The following is a 19,045-nucleotide window of genomic DNA, read 5'->3' as shown; positions in this document are numbered from 1 at the left end:
GCCAGTCGGTCAGCCCCTCAGCCGACCAGCCCCTCAGTCGGTCAGGCGCAATGCGGTCTGCGCGTTCGGGCCGTGCCAGCCTGTTGCTGTTCGCCATACGACGTGTACGCCGAAGGCCTCCCGGATCGCTTCGGGAGCCCAGTCGTCCGTGGGCGGCTCGGACAGGACCAGGTACCGGAGGTCCGCGGAACGCCCCTCCACCCGGTCGAGTTCCATGAGTCGGGCGGCGCCCGCGCGCAGGTGCAGGTAGCCGGAACGGTCGGCGCCGAGCACCTCGTAGCGGGAGAACCCGTCCGGGCCCTCCAGGGTCGCGTCGGAGACCCGGGAGTCCGAAGGCCGTAGTCCCGCTCGCAGGAGCGCGGCCTTGAGTTCGAAGCGCACGGCCTCGTGCGTGTTGCAGTCCCGGTCGGCCTGTGCCTCGACGTCCAGTCGCCGCGAGAGTGCCTCGCTCCACACCGTCCGTGCCTCGGACGGGGCGGGGTCGGTTTCCAGGAGAGCGGCAGTGTTCATGGGGTCGGTGTCCTTCTGTTCGAGTGTTCCGCGCGGCTCGGCCGGTGGGGCCGTGATCGTCCCGGGTGAGGCCGCCGTCATCACGTTCCGGGTTGTTTCCGTGGCTGTGCCGGTCCCGGGTGGCGTCGAGGTCTCCGCCCACGCCCCCGTCTCCGGCCCGGTGTCGATCCGATGGCGGAGTTCGCCCCGGGCCCGGTCGAGCGCGCCGGTCCAGTGCCGGAACGCCGGGTCGTCCGTCAGGGCGGCCCGCAGGCCGGGAACGTCCGACCCGACCGCCTGGCGGGTGCGCTGGGCGAGGTCCGCCAGATCGCTCAGCCGGTCGCGGTCGGCGGAACCCAGCAGACGCCAGACGCTCAGCCAGTCCACCCGGTCGCGTCTCAGGCAACGGGCGGCCATGCCCTTCAGCTCGGAGAGCAGGGCCGCCGTCTCCGGTGGGGTCGCGCCGTCGTCGTACGCGATGTCCCGCAGGACGCCGAGCGCGGCCTCGTAACGGGGTGCCATCCGGGAGGAGATGGGACGGCGGCCGAACTCACCGGACGAGACCAGGCTCAACTGGCCCTCGTTGCGCGTCACCCAGCCCTCCAGTCGGGAGCCCGTGGCCGGGGTGGGTTCGCCGTGCCGCGGGACGAGGAGGACGGTTCGCTCCGTGGCGGGGGCGAGGACCTTCACCTTCAAGTGGGAACCCGGGCCCGGTCCGAGCACCCGCACCTCGACGGATGTGCCGACCGGCAGGTCGTCGCCGATCGCGCCGACGCCTCCGGTCGAACCCTCGGTGGTGGAGGCACCGGTGTCCGCTCCATTCGCCGGACCTCCCGCCACGGGTGCCAAGTAGGCGTAGGCGGAGGTGACTTCACCGTCCGTGTCGTCGGCCGGCGTGCCGAGTTCGGCCGGCAGCGGGGTCGTGTGGAGGACCGTCAGCGTCTGGGTGCTGCGGGACAGGGCGACGTACAGCCGGCGCAGCCCGGCGGGACCGCGGTCGGCGATGATCGTCGGCTCCAGGACCAGTACGTGGTCGAACTCCATGCCCTTGGCCTGGGCGGCGGGGAGTACGGACACGGTCCGCAGCGTCTCCTCGGTCATGCCGTCCACGAGGCCGACCCGTCGGCGGACCTCCTCCAGCCAGTCGGAGTCGTCGGGAACGATGACGGCGATCGACCGCGGGTACCGGCCGTCGTTCGTCCCCGCGAGTCGTGCCGTACGGGTCGCCGCGTCGTCCAGGAGTTCCCACGGGGTCGTGGCGACGAGCCGTACGGCCTCGTCGCCGGCCCGCCGTACGGCAGTCGGGTAGGGCAGGGCGGGGGCGACGGCCCGGGCCAGGGGTGCGACGAACTCCATGATCTCCGCGGGTACGCGGTAGCTGGTGTTCAGCTCGGCCACACGCCAGTCTCCCCGGGCGGACAGGATCCCGCCCAGCTGCTTCCAACTGGTGTAGGAATGCGGGCCGGTGGCCTGGGCCAGATCGCCGAGCACGGTCATCGAACCGGTCGGGCACCGTCTGCGCAGGGATCTCGCCTGCATCGGGGTGAGGTCCTGCGCCTCGTCGACCACGATGTGCCGGTACCTCCGCGGACTCTCGCCCGCGATGAGGAAGCGGAGCTCCTCCAGGCACACCAAGTCGTCCGCGGTCCAGGGCTCTTCGGCGGCGCTCTCGGCCTTCTGCCGTTGCAGCAGGGCCTGTTCGTCCTGGTCGAGGATTCCGTCGGCGCACTCGCGCAGTCTGGTGGGGGAGTTGAGAAGGCCGCGCAGCGCCTCCTCGGGGCTCAGCGCGGGCCAGACCCGGTCGACGAGCGTGGTGACCTGCCGGTTGCGCTCCAGGTCGCGGCGGACGTTCGCGTCCCTGCCGCGGTGCGGGGCGATCAGTACGAGTTCGCCCAGCAGCCGGTCCACCAGCAGGGTGCGGAACCGGTCCCTGCGTGCCCGGTAGCCCTCGATTCCCTCCCCGGCGTCCTGGAGGAGACCGAGTACCTCCGAGCGCGGCAGGCGCAGGGACGAGCCGCCCACGATCACGACGAACGCCGGTTCGTCCTGGGCGTGCGAGGGGGCGGAGACCACGGTGTCGACGGCCTCGGGCCGGCACTCGCTCTCCACCCGCCGTCGCAGCACGGCCGCCATCCGTTCGCCGGACTTCACCAGCCGCGCGGCGGCGGAGTCCGAGCCCCGTACGTCCCCTTCCCAGAGGCGGGCCAGTTGTACGGCGGTGACGTTCCGGGTGCCGAGGGTCGGCAGGACGCGCCCCACGTACTCCAGGAAGTTCTGGTGCGGTCCGACGACCAGGATGTCCTGCGCGCGGAAGTGGTCGTTGTTGACGAGCCAGGTCACCCGGTGCAGACCGACCGCGGACTTTCCGGTGCCGGGGCCGCCCTGGATGACGAGGACGTCCGCGGGGGAACGGGTGACCAGCGCCATCTGGTCGCGTCTGATCGTCTCGACGATGTCCCGCATCCGGCCGTCGCGGGACCGGCGCAGTTCCCGCAGGAGGAACTCGTCGACCGGCTGCGGCCGTTGACGCCGTCTGCCGGAGGCTTGCCGCGGGGCCGGGACGGTACGGGGCCTGGCGTGGCGGCCTCCGGCGGGCGGGGCCGTGGTGCTCTCCGCCTCGGCCGGGGGTTCCCCGCGCTCGACGGCGTCCGGGGTTTCCAGGACTTCGGGGTCTTCCGGGATGTCAGGTGCGTCAGGGTCGTGCGGGGCTTCGGGTGGAGCGGGCTCCTCCTCGAAGAAGAGCGGAACGTCGGCCTCCTGTCCGGGCTCCGGCGAGCCCGGGTACGGTTCCGCGTCCGGGGCTATCTCGTCCAGGAAGTCCTCGACCTGGCGTCCGGCGCACTGTAACCGGCGCCGCAGGAGTACGTCGCCCGGTGTCTCCGGCAGGGCGTTGTGCCAGCTCACGGCGAGCGGGTTCGTCCAGGAGACCACCACCTGATCGCGGGTCTCGGTGTCGAAGACATGGCGTCGTCCGACATAGAACGTCTCTGGCTCGTCCTCGCCCTCCTCCTGGACGTCGATGCGGCTGATGACCAGGGCCTCGCCCCCGAGGCCGCCGTACTCGTCCGCCGTGCTCGCCGCCTTCTCGCAGACCGCGATGCCGTCCTTGCCGCTCGCGGATGCCGTGGCCGCCGACGGCGACGTCATCTCCGCGAGCCGGGCCTCGTAGCAGTCGTAGGCGCGGTCCACGGCCTTCTGCTCGATGGCGATGACCGCGTCCCGTGGTGTCGTGCTCACGTGTGTCCCCTCCTGGCGGCGCCCCTCGCGCCACCGCGGGCCAAGGCCCGCCTCCCCTGCCTCAGAGGTAGCAGAGTTCGTCGGTCAGACCACGGTCAATCGGGCAACAGCACCACAATCGCGCAGATTTCGGTCTGCCTCGAGCACATTCGATCCTCGTGTGTACGTCTTCGCGCGGTGGGCCGCGCGGGCGGATCGCGAGCCGGAGGAAGGGCGAAGGGCCCCGTCGTGGCGACAGGGCCCTTCTGTACGTACGTAAGTGATCAGCCGCACTGGCAGGGATTGCCGGACTGGCAGCCGCAGCTGCAGCCTGAGCCGCAGCCGCAGGCGCCGAACAAAGGGAGGCTTTTGATGTCGGCGGGCTGTTGGGTGTCGCGATCCTGGGTCGGGTCGGGCGTGCTGGGGGATTCGGCCATGGGTCCCTCCTTCAGGCGCGGAGGCGTCGGCGCACAGCGCACCGCACCGCTCCTGTCACCCATCACATGCCCAGCCTGGCGGGCGCATCAACGGCGCACTGAGGCGTCCTATGCGCCCGGTGCACGATTCGCGGGCGGGGGCGCCTTGAAGCGAGGGCGCGCCGCCCCCCGCCCGCGCGTCGCAGCCAGGGGGGTCACACTCGCTGGCGGCAACCGCACCGGAGGCGGCCGGGCCCAGCCGTCACCCGGTAGGGAACAACTGGGCCGCTTGCCCCGAGAGGGCGTGCCCTCCCCGGGGCGGGGCGGGGCGGGGCGGGGCGCGGTGGGGCGGTTCGGCCCCCGCGCGGGGCAGGGCCGGACGGCCTCGCGGCCCGTTCCAGGGACGACCGAGCGCGCTCAGGGCTTGCGCCCGGCAGGGTTGTCCGGCCTCGCACCCTGTTCCGGGCGCCTCCGAGTCCGTGCCCGGCAGAGCCAGGAGGCGAACCTCGTAACCCACTCCCGGCACGACCGAGCGCCTGCGCCCGCCAGGGTCAGGGCCGGCGGCTTCGCACCCCGTTCCGGGGCGTACGAGACGGCCTCGCGGCCTGTTCCGGGCCCGGATGGCCTACCCCGTTCCGGGGGCGAGGTTGGCCCCCGGTCCCGGGCCTCGGGGAAGCCTCCTGGTGTCGGCCCGGTAGGGCTATGCGCCCTCGACTCCCGTGACCGGCTGGATGTCCGACTGGAGGTCGTCGGCGTGTTCGCCGGTGACCAGGTAGACGACTCGCTTGGCGACCGAGACGGCGTGGTCGGCGAAGCGCTCGTAGTAGCGGCCGAGGAGGGTGACGTCGACGGCGGTCTCGATGCCGTGCTGCCACTTGTCGTCCAGCAGGTGCTGGAAGAGCGTGCGATGCAGGAGGTCCATCTCGTCGTCGTCCGCCTCCAGCTGCATCGCCAGGTCGACGTCCTTGGTGATGATGACCTCGGCGGCCTTGGCCATCAGGCGCTGGGCGAGCTGGCCCATCTCCAGGATCGTGGCGTGCAGGTCGTGCGGGACCGCGCGGTCCGGGAAGCGCAGCCGGGCCAGCTTGGCCACGTGCTGGGCCAGGTCACCGGAACGCTCCAGGTCGGCCGACATCCGCAGCGAGGTGACGACGATCCGCAGATCCGTCGCCACCGGCTGCTGGCGGGCCAGCAGGGCTATCGCGCGGGCCTCGAGCTCGTGCTGGAGATCGTCGACCCTCTGGTCGGCGGCGATCACGCTCTCGGCCAGCTTCAGGTCGGAGTCGAGTATGGCCGTCGTGGCGCGCCCGATCGCCGACCCGACGAGCCGGGCCATCTCGACCAGGCCGTCGCCGATCGAGTCAAGTTCCTCGTGATACGCGTCACGCATGTGGTCGTCCCTCTCGTACGTCAGCTTCCGGGGTCCGGGGTCCGGGACCGGGCGGCCGAGACCGCCGGAGGGACCCGTGAACCCCACGCTCCCACGTTCGGACCCGTACGCGTCCGTTTCCGGCATCCCAAGTGAATCAGTACTGGCTCCTGGGTGAACTCTGGGCGACGAGTGTTCGAGCTCGCACTCGGATGGCTGTGGCCAGGAGCGACGGCATGCCTAACCTGGGTGCATGGACGTGAACGCGGCGGTCGCCGCAGCGGCAGCGATCGCCGGAGTACTTACCGGTGTCATCGCCATGCTGGCGTTCCGCTGGAGCGAGCGCGACCAGAAACGCCCCACCCGTACTTCCCTGCACACGGATGCAGTCCTTCCGCCCGGTGTCGACACCGTGCTGTCCGTGCTCAGGTCCTCGGCGGTCGTGCTCGACGAAGCGGACGCAGTGGTCAAGGCCAGTTCGGCGGCGTACGCCCTCGGACTGGTGCGCGGCGGCAAACTGGCCGTCGAACCGATGCTCCACATGGCGCGTGACACGCGTCGTGACGGGGAGATACGTCAGGTGGAGCTCGACCTGCCCAGAAGGGGGACGGGGAGAGGGGAGGCCCTCGCCGTCTCCGCGCGCGTGGCGCCCCTCGGATCGCGGCTGGTCCTCCTTCTCGTGGAGGACCTGACGGAGGCGCGCCGCATCGAAGCGGTACGGCGGGACTTCGTCGCGAACGTGAGCCATGAGCTCAAGACTCCCGTAGGAGCGCTCTCCCTGCTTTCCGAGGCCGTCATGGACGCCTCGGACGACCCGGAGGCCGTCGAGCGCTTCGCCGGACGCATGCAGATAGAGGCCACCCGGCTCACCAACCTCGTCCAGGAGCTCATCGACCTGTCGAGGGTGCAGAACGACGACCCTCTCGAGGACGCCGAGCCGGTCCGGGTCGACGAACTGGTCGCCGAGGCGATCGACCGCTGCCGCCACCAGGCCGGCACGAAGCAGATCACCATGGCCGCGGGCGGCACCGCCGACCTGAGCCTGTGGGGGAACCGGGGCCAGCTCGCCGCCGCCCTCGGCAACCTCGTCGAGAACGCCGTCAACTACTCACCCGCCCGCACCCGCGTCGGGATAGCCGCCCGCCGGGTGACCGCGCCCGGTGGGGAACACATCGAGATCGCCGTGACCGACCAGGGCATCGGCATCTCGGACAAGGACAAGGAGCGCATCTTCGAGCGCTTCTACCGTGTCGATCCCGCCCGCTCCCGTGCCACCGGCGGTACGGGCCTCGGGCTGGCGATCGTCAAACACGTGGCCGCCTCGCACGGCGGGGAGGTCACGGTGTGGAGCTCCGAGGGTCAGGGCTCCACGTTCACCCTGCGGCTGCCGGAGGCGAGTGCGGCCCGCGACCGCGTGACCGATCACCACATGCCCGGACTCGACGAAGAGGACGAGACCGGACAGCCCGACGGGACGACCACCGTCACATCCCCGTACGAACCGCTTCCTGCCCCGGAGGTCCTTCCGTGACCCGTGTGCTCGTCGTCGAGGACGAGGAGTCCTTCTCCGACGCCCTGTCGTACATGCTCCGCAAGGAGGGCTTCGAGGTCGCCATCGCGACCACCGGGCCCGACGGACTCGACGAGTTCGAGCGCAACGGCGCCGACCTCGTTCTGCTCGACCTGATGCTGCCGGGGCTGCCCGGCACGGAGGTCTGCCGTCAGCTGCGCGGCCGCTCCAACGTCCCGGTGATCATGGTCACCGCCAAGGACAGCGAGATCGACAAGGTTGTCGGGCTCGAAATAGGAGCCGACGACTACGTCACCAAGCCCTTCTCCTCCCGGGAGCTGGTGGCCCGTATCCGGGCCGTCCTGCGTCGCCGAGGGGAGCCGGAGGAGGTCGCTCCGGCCGCTCTGGAGGCCGGTCCCGTCCGCATGGACGTCGACCGTCACGTGGTCACGGTCTCCGGCGGCAAGGTCGACCTCCCGCTGAAGGAGTTCGACCTCCTGGAGATGCTGCTGCGCAACGCGGGCCGCGTGCTGACCCGGATGCAGCTCATCGACCGGGTCTGGGGCGCCGACTACGTCGGTGACACCAAGACCCTCGACGTCCACGTCAAGCGCCTGCGCGCCAAGATCGAGCCGGACCCGGGCGCGCCCCGGTACCTGGTGACGGTCCGCGGGCTCGGCTACAAGTTCGAGCCGTAGACCGGCCCCGTCACCCGGCAGGGCACGGAGTACGGCACGGCAGTACGCCGAAGGGCGGGATCCCCGGAGAGGGGGTCCCGCCCTTCGGCGTGATGACGATGTCTACGTCACTGGCCGGCGGACGCCGACGCGGTGGCCGTCGCGCTGGACGACGAGGTCGTGCCGGGCTTGCCAGAGGCGGACGCGGACGGGGAACCCGTGGCCGACCCGGACGGCGAGGTGGCCGGGGCCGAGGAGGTGGCAGGCGCCGACGGGATGTCGCTCGGGCCCCACTTGGAGAAGTAGCTCTCGGCCGGGACGATGTACGCGCCCAGGCTCACGGCACCGGTCTGACTGAAGGTGAAGGTGACCTTCTGGACGCTGCCGTTCAGGACGGTCTGGGAGGGGCTGGCCAGCGCCGCGGAGGCGTTGCCCTTGCCGCCGAGGACGATCGAGCCGCCGGCCGGGACGGACAGCTTGCCCTTGCCGTTCGCGGGCGTGATCTGGGCGGTGCCCTCGCCCTCGACGCTGATCGAGTCCACGGTCTGCGCGGTGGTGCCGTTGTTGAACAGCGTCGCGGAGATCACCGCCGGACCGGTGGCCTTGACGTCGGGCTGGGTGATGACGAGCGCGTTCTGGACCTTGATGACGCCGACGGAGGTGGCCGCGTTGTCCGGCTTGACCTCCAGCGTCTGGGCGTCGCTGCCGGCGCCACACGCGGCGAGAGAGGCGATCGAGAACGCGATGACGGCGGCGGCGGGAGTGCCGCGTCGAAGGCTGCTGCTCACGGCGGCGGCAACTCCTTGAACGTGGGCGAAGCAGGACGACCTCTGTGTAAAGCCGCCCTAAGGGTCTGTCAGCGGCCTTAGGTTACCGATCCGTTCCCGCGTGATCGCACCCGACCCTCCCCAAGGCGCCGACTTTGCTCGTCCGGGGGGATCCGGGGGGCCGACCGGAGGGTCCGACCGGGGTCCGACCGGGGTCGGGTAGGAGGGGCGGGGTCGGGTCGGAGGGGATCTCGGGGTCGAGCCGGAGGGTCGGGCGGGGGCGCCGGGCATGCGCCCGCGGGCTCCGTTGCGCCCGGTGTGCGCCCCGCCGGCCACCCTCCGCCCAGGTGGCCCGTCCGCTACTTTGACCGCACACCCGTCCGCTATTCACATAAGTTCCCCGGACTGTTCCGCGGACTTCGGCTTGCGTATTTCGCGGAATGAATGTCCGGCTCTCCAGGAAAAGGATCACGGGGTCGTCGAGGGGCGATGAGCGCGTGATCATCGAACGCCTTGATCAATTCCGGAATCGGCTCGTACTCGGCTCCGTCCGTCGAACGGAGTAGCGGAAGTCGCGCTCTTGGAGCAGGACAAAACGGGATGTTCGGAGCCTGGCGGCAGGCGCCGGGTGTGTGTAACGTACGCGTTTCACTCCGCCTGGACAGCCGCTCCGACCTGCGAATACCCTCTTCCGCTCGCCCCTCGCAGCACGTTCCTGTTGCGGTTGTCAAGCCCCGAGATATGCCCTGACCTGCGAAAACGCCATTCAGAAGACGCCGTTTCCGTGTTACTCTGGATAGCCACGGAAGGGGTACCTGTCACATGACGTTCAAGGTTGGCGACACCGTGGTCTATCCCCATCACGGGGCCGCGCTGATCGAGGCCATCGAAACTCGCCAGATCAAAGGCGTGGACAAGACCTACTTGGTGCTGAAGGTCGCCCAGGGTGACCTGACGGTACGTGTGCCTGCGGACAATGCGGAGTTCGTCGGCGTACGTGATGTGGTCGGCCAGGACGGGCTGGAGCGGGTCTTCGAGGTGCTGCGCGCGCCGTACGCCGAGGAGCCCACGAACTGGTCGCGTCGCTACAAGGCAAATCTGGAGAAGCTCGCCTCCGGCGATGTCATCAAGGTCGCGGAAGTTGTGCGCGACCTGTGGCGTCGTGAGCGCGAGCGCGGACTCTCCGCAGGTGAGAAGCGCATGCTCGCCAAGGCACGCCAGATCCTGGTGAGCGAGCTCGCCCTCGCGGAGAACACCAACGAGGACAAGGCCGAGGCCCTGCTCGACGAGGTGCTCGCGTCCTGACGCCGGCTCAGTCGCCGAGACGCCACCCGTCTTGACGTACGCCCAAGCCCGCGCACAAGCGCAATGAAATGCCGCGGTGCCCGATGACGCAATTACTCTATTGCTGTCGCCGGGCGCTGCGGCATGTTCGTACCCGCGCCCATTCGGTAAACCGGGTGTTCACCCGGCATCGGCTTTCCCGAGGTATACCGGCGTATCCGATACTTGGGACACCGACCCGGGCGGTCGGCTTGACCGGATGTCACGGAAGGGTCCGGTCAAGGCGTCGCGCCCGGCGTTCCCCCAGCTCCCCGAGCGGGGGGTACCCCCAGGCCATACCCATACCGGTCGAGCACACAAACCTGACAGGAACCGATGTCTGACGTTTCGCTCCCTTCGCCGCCGGAGGCCCGCACCGCCGCCGTGATCCCGGCCGCCGGACGAGGTGTGCGCCTCGGTCCGGGCGCCCCCAAGGCGCTCCGCGCGCTGAACGGCACGCCCATGCTCATCCACGCGGTCCGCGCGATGGCCGCCTCCCGCGCCGTCTCCCTGGTCGTCGTCGTGGCCCCGCCGGACGGCACCGCCGAGGTCAAGACGCTGCTCGACGCGCACGCCCTGCCCGAGCGCACCGAGTTCCTCGTCGTCCCGGGCGGTGACAGCCGCCAGGAGTCCGTGAAGTACGGCCTCGACGCGCTGCCGCCCGGGATCGACATCGTCCTCGTGCACGACGCGGCCCGGCCGCTCGTGCCCGTCGACACCGTGGACGCCGTCATCGAGGCCGTACGGGACGGCGCTCCGGCGGTCGTCCCTGCGCTGCCGCTCGCCGACACCGTCAAGGAGGTCGAGCCCGCGGCCGTCGCCGGGGAGAGCGAGCCGGTCGTGGCGACCCCCGAGCGGGCCCGGCTGCGTGCCGTGCAGACGCCCCAGGGCTTCGACCGCGAGACGCTTGTGCGGGCCCACGAGACCGTCACCGGCGACGTGACCGACGACGCGAGCATGGTCGAGCGGCTGGGCGCGCGGGTCGTGGTCGTGCCGGGCCACGAGGAGGCGTTCAAGGTGACGCGCCCGCTGGATCTGGTGCTGGCGGAGGCGGTTCTCGCGCGGCGGAGGCTCAACGATGGGTTCTGAGACGCCGGAGCGGACGGCCGGACAGGAGCAGGGCCGGGGGCCGGTCCGGGGCCCGGTGCTCCCGCTCGTCGGGATCGGCACCGACATCCACGCCTTCGAGGAGGGCCGGGAACTGTGGTGCGCCGGTCTGAAGTGGGAGGGGGAGGGGCCCGGACTCGCCGGGCACTCCGACGCGGACGTCGTCGCGCACGCCGCGTGCAACGCGCTCTTCTCGGCGGCGGGCCTCGGTGACCTCGGGGCCCACTTCGGCACCGGGCGCCCGGAGTGGTCCGGGGCGCCGGGGGTCGTGCTGCTGGCCGAGGCGGCACGGATCGTGCGCGAGGCCGGCTTCGTGATCGGCAATGTCGCGGTCCAGGTCGTCGGACCCCGCCCGAAGATCGGCAAGCGGCGGGACGAGGCCCAGAAGATCCTGTCGGACGCGGCCGGGGCGCCGGTGTCGGTGTCGGGCGCCACGACGGACGGCCTCGGGTTCCCGGGCCGCGACGAGGGACTGATGGCGGTCGCCACGGCACTGGTCGTACGGACGGACTGAGAGCACCGGGGGCCCGGGACCGGCTCCCGGGTCGGCCGGCCAGGGAGCGGCCATCGGGTCGGCCGGCCCAGGATCGGCCTTCGGGTCGGCCGGGAGCGCCGTCCGGGTGGCCCGGGACCCGGGCCGTGAGCCTCCGACGGTCCCCGGTCCGCCCGGCGTTCGTCCGGAAGGCGCCTCCCGGGCACCGGACCGGCGGCGAGCGCCCCCCGTATGTCACGAATACATGGCCTTGCCGGGGAAAGGGGCGCGGGGCACTGCCCAGGGCCCACTACCCTGGAGTGGTGACCATTCGCCTGTACGACACCAGCGCCCGGCAGATCCGTGACTTCACCCCGCTAGTGCCGGGTTGCGTCTCGATCTACCTCTGTGGCGCGACCGTGCAGGCCGCACCGCACATCGGGCACATCCGCTCGGGCCTCAACTTCGACATCATGCGCCGCTGGTTCGCGTACCGCGGCTATGACGTGACGTTCATCAGGAACGTCACGGACATCGACGACAAGATCATCGCCAAGTCGGCCGACCGGGGCCGCCCCTGGTGGTCCATCGGCTACGACAACGAGCGCGCCTTCAACGACGGTTACGACGTGCTCGGCTGCCTGCCGCCCACGTACGAACCGCGGGCGACCGGGCACATCCCCGAGATGATCGAGATGATGCGCGGGCTCATCGAGCGCGGTCACGCGTACGCGGCCGACGGGAACGTCTACTTCGACGTGCGGTCGTACGACGGCTATCTCCAGCTCTCCAACCAGGAGCTCGACAATCTGCTCCAGCCGTCGGGCGAGGGCGAGACCGGCAAGCGCGACCCGCGTGACTTCGCCATGTGGAAGGCCGTGAAGCCGGGCGAGCCGAGCTGGGAGACGCCCTGGGGCCGCGGCCGTCCGGGCTGGCACCTGGAGTGCTCGGCGATGGCCCACAAGTACCTGGGCAGCGCCTTCGACATCCACGGCGGCGGGATCGACCTGATCTTCCCGCACCACGAGAACGAGATCGCGCAGGCCAAGGCCTTCGGGGACGAGTTCGCGAAGTACTGGGTCCACAACGCCTGGGTCACCCTGAGCGGCGAGAAGATGTCGAAGTCCCTCGGGAACTCGGTCCTCGTCTCCGAGATGGTCAAGGTATGGCGCCCCATCGTGCTGCGCTACTACCTCGGCACCCCGCACTACCGCTCGATGATCGAGTACAGCGAAGGCGCCCTGCGTGATGCCGAGTCGGCGTTCGCGCGCATCGAGGGCTTCGTGCAGCGGGTGGTCGAGAAGGCGGGGGGCGTCGTCGAGCCCGCCGCCGAGGTGCCGCCCGCGTTCGCCGAGGCGATGGACGACGACCTGGGCGTCCCGCAGGCGCTCGCCATCGTGCACACGACCGTGCGGCAGGGGAACTCCGCCCTGGCCGCCGACGACAAGGAAGCCGCCGTCGCCCGCCTCGCCGAGGTACGGGCCATGCTCGGCGTCCTCGGACTCGACCCGCTCGACCCGGCGTGGGCCGAGGAGAGCGACCGCGGCGACGATCTGCACGGGGTCGTCGACAGCCTCGTCCATCTGGTCCTCGGCCAGCGCGAGGCCGCCCGCGGCCGCAAGGACTGGGCCGCCGCGGACGCCATCCGCGACCAGCTCAACCAGTCCGGCCTGACCATCGAGGACAGCCCGCAGGGGCCGCGCTGGACGCTCGGACCACGCTGACCGCCCGCTCCGGCGGTCCCGGCCGGCCCCGGTCGGCCTTGATCGATTGTGCCGCCCGGACCTCCGGGCGGCACACTTCATATACGTACGCACGCACGTCTCACACAGACAGGTAGGTCATGGCTGCTAACAACCGCCGCATGTCCGGCAAGAAGGGCGCGCAGGTCGGCAGTGGCGGCCAGCGACGCCGGGGCCTGGAAGGCAAGGGTCCGACCCCGCCCGCCGAAGCGCGCAAGGGGCACAAGAAGAACCGCGTCGCCAACGCCAAGGCGAAGCAGATCGTCCGCAAGCCCGCTCCCCGCGGCCGCGGCGGCAAGGGCACGTCCGAGATGGTCGTCGGGCGCAACTCCGTCGTCGAGGCGCTGCGCGAGGGCGTGCCCGCCACGACGCTGTACGTGCAGCAGTTCATCGACAACGACGAGCGGGTCCGCGAGGCGCTCCAGCTCCTCGCCGAGCGCGGCGGCATCCACCTGATGGAGGCCCCGCGCCCCGAGCTCGACCGCATGACCAACGGGCTCAACCACCAGGGTCTCGTCCTCCAGGTCCCGCCGTACGAGTACGCGCACCCCGAGGACCTCGCCGCCGCCGCGTACGACGAGGGCAAGGACCCGCTGATCGTCGCCCTCGACGGTGTGACCGACCCCCGCAACCTCGGCGCGGTCGTCCGCTCCGCCTCCGCCTTCGGCGGCCACGGCGTCGTCGTGCCCGAGCGGCGCGCGGCGGGCATGACCGCCGGTGCCTGGAAGACGTCGGCCGGTGCCGCCGCCCGTACGCCCGTGGCGCGTGCCGCCAACCTGACGCGCGCCCTGGAGGCGTACAAGAAGGCCGGTCTCGTGGTGGTCGGCCTGGCCGCGGACGGCGAGGCCGAGGTCGGTGACCTGGAGGCGCTGGGCGGTCCGGTCGTCATCGTCGTCGGCAGCGAGGGCAAGGGCCTTTCCCGTCTCGTCGGCGAGACCTGCGACTTCCGGGTGCGGATTCCGATGCCCGGTGGCACGGAGTCTCTGAACGCCGGTGTCGCGGCGGGAGTCGTGCTCTACGAAGCCGCGCGCCGCCGCGCCTGAACGGACGCGCGGGCGGTCACCCTCGTGGTGTGATCGGGGTGTTCGGAACGATCTTGACGCGGTCCGGACAGTTCGGCGTGGTCAAAGCAGTGTCCTAACCACACGTCACTCGGTTAGATGAGTGTGGACACCAGAACACCCCGCACACCCACGGGGGACCGCTCGTCGGGATTCGACGACGTTCCCGCGCTGAGCATGGTGAAGGTGCCGAGCGATCCGGCGCAGGTCATCGTCAACCATGCGAGTTTCCGCGTCCAGTTGGCGGGTGCGTCACGGGGCCAGTCCCCGCGCATCGCGCGGTACTCGGGCTCTCCCGGCGCCGGTGCGCCGGGCCGAGCGGGCGGGGCCGGTCAGGCCGGCGGGGCCCGCCGCCGTGCGCCCGTCGTCTGGAGCGGGAAGTCCGCGCCGGACGACACCGGCGCCCATCGCCTGCTCCAGGCCGTACGGAGCGCGGGCGTGCCGCACGGCCCCAACAGGCCTATGGGCGAGGCCGGTTCGACCCAGCTCATCCCGCGCATCGGCGAACAGCCGGGCTACGCGGGCGCCCTGACCGTCGATACGGTCGAGACCCCCCTCGTCGGCAGCCAGCGCGCCCCCCTCGGCGACGAGCAGCGACTGCTGCCCGAGATGCGCAGCGTCGACAGCGCCTACGACGAGCCGCGTTACGGCGGGCCGCCGTACGGCGAACACGCCTACACGGACGCCGGTTTCGGGGACGACGACGGTTACGAGGACGACCGCTTCGACGAGACGGAGGGCGAAGCCCCCGTCAGGCGGCGCGGCTCCGACTCCGTGCGGCACGCCTATCACCCCGGGCGCCGGATGAACCTCGGCGTCGTGCTGCTCCCGCTGCGCGTCTTCCTCGGATTCATCTCCGTCTACGCCGGCATGGGCAAGCTCTGCGACCCCGTCTACTTCGACGGCGGCAAGCGCGGCTCGATGATGAAGTGGCTCAACACCCTGCACCCGTGGGAAGTCGCCGAGCCGCTGCGGCAGTTCGCGCTCCATCACCCCGTCGGCTCCGGACTGGTCATCGCCTTCTTCCAGGTCATCGTGGGCGTTCTGACCGTCCTCGGGCTCTGGCAGCGGGTGGCGGCCGTCGTCGGCGCGACGCTGTCGGCGGCGCTCATCGTCACCGTCAGCTGGAAGACGGTGCCCGTGTACGACGCGCCGGACATCATCTACCTCGCAGCGTGGTCCCCGCTGATCATCGCGGGTGCCCCGGTCTACTCCGCCGACGGACGGCTCTCCAGCGAGGCCTGGCGGACCCTCGGACCGCGCGCCGACATCTGGGACCTGCGCGCTCGCGTACTGCGCCGCGGCGCGCTGCTCACGGCCGTCGTCGTGGGTCTCACCCTGCTCGTCGGGTCGCTCCTCGGCGGCGCGGTCCGCGACTCCAGCCGGATCGTCGTCCCCGGTCCCGGCGAGGCCCCGCGCAACGAGCTGCCGGGCTCCCCGCTTCCCGAGACGCCCGGCGAGCGGCACCAGAAGGCCACCCCCTCGGCCTCCCAGGCGCCCACCCACAGCAGCTCCGCGACCCCGTCGCACACGGCCGGTACGCCGGGCGCGACCCAGGAGACCGGCCCGTCCGGCAGCGGGCAGCAGCCCAGCCAGACGCAGGGCAGCGGCCAGGCCCCGCCCCAGCAGTCCTCGCCGGCCGGCCAGGCCCCGAGCACCAGCGCGGGTCCCTCCAGCAGCGGCGGCTCGTCGACGGGCGGCAGCGGCGGCACCGGCGGTACGGGCGGTACGGGCACGTCGACCGGCACTTCGACCGGGGGGAGCTCCTCCACCGGCCAGCCGGGCCTGGTGGGCGGCCTGTTGGGCTGAGGCCCACAGCCTCCTCGGGCGGCCACGACGGCAGGGGCCCCGCACACGGCGTGCGGGGCCCCTGTCGTCGTGCCGGGAAGGCTCTCGTAGACCCGTGAGGGCGCTCTCCGGTGTGTCTCTAGCGGCCCAGGGCCGCGAGTTCCTTCGCGGCCTCCGTGAGGTCCTTGGCGGTGTCGATGGCGCGCCAGTAGGCGCCCTGCGGGATCGGGAAGCCGGACAGCCGGCGCTCGCGGGCCAGGCGCGGGAACGTGGTGCGCTCGTGGTCGCCGCGCTCGGGGAGCATGTCGGTGAACTCGGGCGAGAACACGTACACACCCGCGTTGATCTCGAAGGTGGAGGGCGGGGCCTCGATGAAGTCCGTGATGTGACCGAAGCCGTCCGTCTTGACGGCGCCCCACGGGATGCGCGGACGGGCCAGCGCGAGCGTCGCGACGGCGTCGCGCTCGGTGTGGAAGTCCGCCATGTCGCGCAGCGAGAAACGGGTCCAGATGTCACCGTTCGTCGCGTACCAGGGCTGGTCGGGGTGCGGGAGGTGCGCCGCGGCGTACTTGAGGCCGCCGCCGCGGCCGAGGGGCTCCGACTCGACGACCGTCGTGACGGAGAGCGGGAGGTCGGCCGAGTCGAGCCACTTCTGAAGGACGTCGGCGAGGTGACCGCAGGAGACGACGACGTGGGTCACGCCCTCTTCGGCGAGCCAGGTCAGCTGGTGGCCGATGATCGGTGTCCCGGTGCCGGGGATCTCGACCATCGGCTTGGGACGGTCGTCGGTGTAGGGACGCAGCCGTGAGCCCTGGCCGCCGGCCAGGACGACGGCTTGAACGGGGCGCGACGCGGCGTTCGGATCGGTCATGTTCGAACTGTACGTGGCGCCCCGCACGCTCGATCCCGTGGCGGCCGTTCCTTAATCAGCTCCTACCGGGCGGCCGTGAGGGGGCTGTACCCCTCGGAGAGCTGTGGTCTCCGAGGGGAGCGGGCCCTGAGGGCGGACGGCCTCCCGGAAGGGGAGACGGCCCTCCCAGGGGGGAGGCGGTCCTCCCGGGCGAGTGGCCCGGTTACGGGGCCGGGTGCGGGTGTCGTGACCTCAGAAGTGGGTGGCCGCGACCCCCGAGGCGAACGCCGTGTCGCAGACGGGCCGCGCGAAGGACTGGGCGCGCGTCGGCCCGTACGCGCGGACCGCGGCGCGGCCCAGGGCCCGGGCGATGGAGACGCAGTGCTTCGCGAGCGAGGGACGGCCGTTCACCGCTTCCTGGAGGTGGGTGAGGGCCACGCCCGGGTCCTTCTCCTGGAGCTCCAGGAGAAGCCTGTCGCGCAGGACGTCCTGCGGGGCGCGGGAGACGGCTCGTGTCGAGAGCTCCTCGGAGGACGCGGTGAGCACCGAGCTCGAGGGATTCCCCGACCAGTTGACTTGGGTCACCGCGAGAGTCCCGGAGAGCACCAGGACGACAGGCAGAACGAGGGCGAGGGTGCGGCCGATCTGGCGGGCGGGGCCACGGCCACGCCGGGGCCGCTGGTTAGTGGTGGAGTGCTTCACGCGAGTGAGGGTAGCGCGGGGTGATGATTTGGCGACATTTAGTCACCGGTTCGGGGGACGAGAAAGTTGGTTTTTCTGGGTAGCGGGTTGACGCGCGGGGCTCGTACGGGGATCGAAATGCCCGGTCTGCCGGGGTATTTGTCGACAACAGAGAGGGCCCCGCGGCCGGCCGCGGGGCCCTCTTCGTCAACCTGGGTGAATTCAACCCTTATGGGGTGTGCGCTTTCGCCCGGATGACGCGGACGTCAGCCGGATGCCCCGGAGGTCAGTCGGACAGGCGCTCGCCCGTCGAGGTGGAGAACACGTGGATCTCGCCCGGACGCGGCACGACGTGCAGCGTGGCGCCCTTGTCCGGGACGGCGCGGCCGCTCACGCGGACGACGAGGTCCTTGTGCTCGTCGCCGACCTTGGCGGTGCCGTAGACGTAGCCGTCGGCGCCGAGCTCCTCGACGACGTTCACGGAGACGGCGAGGCCGGCCGGGGCGTCCTCGGTGTCCTTGCTCAGCGACTTCGCGGCCTCGCCGTTGTGCTCGACGACGTCGAAGTGCTCGGGGCGGACGCCGACGGTGACCGTGCGGTCGCCCTTGTCGGCGGCGGCCTTCAGTGCCTCGCGGCTGACCGGGACGACGCTGTTGCCGAACTTCACGCCGCCGTCGGTGATCGGGACCTCTACCAGGTTCATGGCCGGGGAGCCGATGAAGCCGGCGACGAAGAGGTTGACCGGGCGGTCGTACATGTTGCGCGGCGAGTCGACCTGCTGGAGCAGACCGTCCTTGAGCACGGCCACGCGGTCACCCATGGTCATGGCCTCGACCTGGTCGTGGGTGACGTACACCGTGGTGATGCCGAGACGGCGCTGGAGCGAGGCGATCTGCGTACGGGTGGAGACGCGGAGCTTGGCGTCGAGGTTCGACAGCGGCTCGTCCATGAGGAAGACCTGGGGCTCGCGCACGATGGCGCGGCCCATGGCGACACGCTGGCGCTGACCGCCGGAGAGGGCCTTCGGCTTGCGGCCGAGGTAGTCGGTGAGGTCGAGGATCTTCGCCGCGTCCTCGACCTTCTGGCGGATCTCGGCCTTGTTGACGCCGGCGATCTTGAGCGCGAAGCCCATGTTGTCGGCGACGGTCATGTGCGGGTACAGCGCGTAGTTCTGGAACACCATCGCGATGTCCCGGTCCTTGGGCGGCAGGTGCGTAACGTCGCGGTCGCCGATGCGGATGGCGCCGCCGTCCACGTCCTCGAGCCCCGCGAGCATGCGGAGCGAGGTGGACTTGCCGCAGCCGGAGGGACCGACGAGGACGAGGAACTCGCCGTCCGCGATGTCGATCTCCAGGGCGTCGACGGCGGGCTTCTCGGTGCCCGGGTAGATCCGGGTCGCCTTGTCGAACGAAACAGTGGCCATGGTGATGGGCCCCCTTCACCGGCAGGAACGTGCCGGACGATCCGTTGTAAAGGTGGTGATCCACTACGGAAACGCCCATAGTGGTGTAGTCCATATGAGTGAACTGGGTCAGGACGCTACCTGGCGTTCATGTGTTCTGTCAGCACCCCGGAGC

General features: G+C 71.1%; 15 protein-coding genes. 8 read left to right on the top strand and 7 right to left on the bottom strand.

The window, feature by feature from the left end; translation table 11 throughout:
* Positions 1-33: 33 nt before the first annotated feature.
* From ABZV42_RS02260 to phoU, 3 genes are all read right to left on the bottom strand, one after another.
* Positions 34-3,726, bottom strand: a complete 3,693-nt coding sequence (locus ABZV42_RS02260) for an AAA family ATPase (protein ID WP_356050666.1) — start codon at positions 3,724-3,726, stop codon at positions 34-36.
* 263 nt (positions 3,727-3,989) lie between these two features.
* Complete coding sequence (locus ABZV42_RS02255; protein ID WP_355977417.1) at positions 3,990-4,142, bottom strand: hypothetical protein; 153 nt, start codon at positions 4,140-4,142, stop codon at positions 3,990-3,992.
* Between the two features lie 679 nt (positions 4,143-4,821).
* Positions 4,822-5,511: a phosphate signaling complex protein PhoU gene (gene phoU, locus ABZV42_RS02250; RefSeq protein ID WP_355977419.1), complete on the bottom strand. Its 690-nt coding sequence runs from the start codon at positions 5,509-5,511 to the stop codon at positions 4,822-4,824.
* Positions 5,512-5,743: 232 nt separating this feature from the next.
* On the opposite strand from phoU, the gene ABZV42_RS02245 reads away from it, so the two are divergent.
* On the top strand, positions 5,744-7,021 hold the full coding sequence (locus tag ABZV42_RS02245; RefSeq protein WP_355977421.1) for an ATP-binding protein: 1,278 nt from the start codon (positions 5,744-5,746) through the stop codon (positions 7,019-7,021).
* Positions 7,018-7,698 (top strand): response regulator transcription factor, encoded by a 681-nt coding sequence (locus ABZV42_RS02240; RefSeq protein ID WP_037622332.1) that lies wholly within the window; start codon positions 7,018-7,020, stop codon positions 7,696-7,698. The genes ABZV42_RS02245 and ABZV42_RS02240 overlap by 4 nt, the downstream gene beginning before the upstream one ends.
* A 107-nt stretch (positions 7,699-7,805) precedes the next feature.
* Here ABZV42_RS02240 and ABZV42_RS02235 read toward each other — a convergent pair whose 3' ends face one another.
* The gene (locus ABZV42_RS02235; protein WP_355977423.1) at positions 7,806-8,465 is read right to left on the bottom strand and encodes a DUF461 domain-containing protein; all 660 of its coding nucleotides are present in this window, start codon (positions 8,463-8,465) and stop codon (positions 7,806-7,808) included.
* A gap of 801 nt (positions 8,466-9,266) precedes the next feature.
* On the opposite strand from ABZV42_RS02235, the gene ABZV42_RS02230 reads away from it, so the two are divergent.
* The 6 genes from ABZV42_RS02230 to ABZV42_RS02205 all read left to right on the top strand — a co-directional run bounded on the left by ABZV42_RS02230 (position 9,267) and on the right by ABZV42_RS02205 (position 15,958).
* Complete coding sequence (locus ABZV42_RS02230) at positions 9,267-9,749, top strand: CarD family transcriptional regulator (protein WP_050374646.1); 483 nt, start codon at positions 9,267-9,269, stop codon at positions 9,747-9,749.
* A 354-nt stretch (positions 9,750-10,103) separates the two neighbouring features.
* Complete coding sequence (gene ispD, locus ABZV42_RS02225) at positions 10,104-10,856, top strand: 2-C-methyl-D-erythritol 4-phosphate cytidylyltransferase (RefSeq protein ID WP_355977425.1); 753 nt, start codon at positions 10,104-10,106, stop codon at positions 10,854-10,856.
* Positions 10,846-11,388, top strand: coding sequence for a 2-C-methyl-D-erythritol 2,4-cyclodiphosphate synthase (ispF, locus tag ABZV42_RS02220; RefSeq protein WP_355977427.1), 543 nt, complete (start codon positions 10,846-10,848; stop codon positions 11,386-11,388). The genes ispD and ispF overlap by 11 nt, the downstream gene beginning before the upstream one ends.
* Positions 11,389-11,669: 281 nt before the next feature.
* Positions 11,670-13,070, top strand: a complete 1,401-nt coding sequence (gene cysS, locus ABZV42_RS02215) for a cysteine--tRNA ligase (protein ID WP_355977429.1) — start codon at positions 11,670-11,672, stop codon at positions 13,068-13,070.
* 119 nt (positions 13,071-13,189) lie between these two features.
* Positions 13,190-14,131: a 23S rRNA (guanosine(2251)-2'-O)-methyltransferase RlmB gene (gene rlmB / locus ABZV42_RS02210; RefSeq protein ID WP_355977431.1), complete on the top strand. Its 942-nt coding sequence runs from the start codon at positions 13,190-13,192 to the stop codon at positions 14,129-14,131.
* Between the two features lie 117 nt (positions 14,132-14,248).
* On the top strand, positions 14,249-15,958 hold the full coding sequence (locus tag ABZV42_RS02205) for a DoxX family membrane protein (protein WP_355977433.1): 1,710 nt from the start codon (positions 14,249-14,251) through the stop codon (positions 15,956-15,958).
* Positions 15,959-16,076: 118 nt separating this feature from the next.
* Here the strand turns inward: ABZV42_RS02205 and ABZV42_RS02200 are convergent, their stop codons facing one another.
* The 3 genes from ABZV42_RS02200 to ugpC form a co-directional block, all read right to left on the bottom strand.
* Positions 16,077-16,808, bottom strand: a complete 732-nt coding sequence (locus ABZV42_RS02200; protein ID WP_355977435.1) for a nucleotidyltransferase family protein — start codon at positions 16,806-16,808, stop codon at positions 16,077-16,079.
* 231 nt (positions 16,809-17,039) lie between these two features.
* Positions 17,040-17,489 carry a hypothetical protein gene (locus tag ABZV42_RS02195; protein ID WP_355977437.1) on the bottom strand — a complete coding sequence of 150 codons (450 nt, stop codon included), beginning with the start codon at positions 17,487-17,489 and terminating at the stop codon, positions 17,040-17,042.
* 265 nt (positions 17,490-17,754) lie between these two features.
* Entirely contained in the window at positions 17,755-18,891 is a 1,137-nt protein-coding gene (ugpC, locus tag ABZV42_RS02190; protein WP_356050665.1) for a sn-glycerol-3-phosphate ABC transporter ATP-binding protein UgpC, read from the bottom strand.
* Between the last annotated feature and the right edge of the window lie 154 nt (positions 18,892-19,045).

It is taken from the genome of Streptomyces sp. NPDC005281, assembly GCF_040607495.1.
GTDB lineage: Bacteria > Actinomycetota > Actinomycetes > Streptomycetales > Streptomycetaceae > Streptomyces.
This window is presented reverse-complemented; position numbering and strand designations above follow the sequence as displayed.

What these genes read in the sequence shown, in the direction of transcription:
- ABZV42_RS02255 (WP_355977417.1), bottom strand. Translation starts at nt 4,142, where the DNA reads ATGGCCGAATCCCCCAGCACGCCCGACCCGACCCAGGATCGCGACACC.
- phoU (WP_355977419.1), bottom strand. Translation starts at nt 5,511, where the DNA reads ATGCGTGACGCGTATCACGAGGAACTTGACTCGATCGGCGACGGCCTG.
- ABZV42_RS02245 (WP_355977421.1), top strand. Translation starts at nt 5,744, where the DNA reads ATGGACGTGAACGCGGCGGTCGCCGCAGCGGCAGCGATCGCCGGAGTA.
- ABZV42_RS02230 (WP_050374646.1), top strand. Translation starts at nt 9,267, where the DNA reads ATGACGTTCAAGGTTGGCGACACCGTGGTCTATCCCCATCACGGGGCC.
- ispD (WP_355977425.1), top strand. Translation starts at nt 10,104, where the DNA reads ATGTCTGACGTTTCGCTCCCTTCGCCGCCGGAGGCCCGCACCGCCGCC.
- ispF (WP_355977427.1), top strand. Translation starts at nt 10,846, where the DNA reads ATGGGTTCTGAGACGCCGGAGCGGACGGCCGGACAGGAGCAGGGCCGG.
- rlmB (WP_355977431.1), top strand. Translation starts at nt 13,190, where the DNA reads ATGGCTGCTAACAACCGCCGCATGTCCGGCAAGAAGGGCGCGCAGGTC.
- ABZV42_RS02205 (WP_355977433.1), top strand. Translation starts at nt 14,249, where the DNA reads ATGAGTGTGGACACCAGAACACCCCGCACACCCACGGGGGACCGCTCG.
- ABZV42_RS02200 (WP_355977435.1), bottom strand. Translation starts at nt 16,808, where the DNA reads ATGACCGATCCGAACGCCGCGTCGCGCCCCGTTCAAGCCGTCGTCCTG.
- ugpC (WP_356050665.1), bottom strand. Translation starts at nt 18,891, where the DNA reads ATGGCCACTGTTTCGTTCGACAAGGCGACCCGGATCTACCCGGGCACC.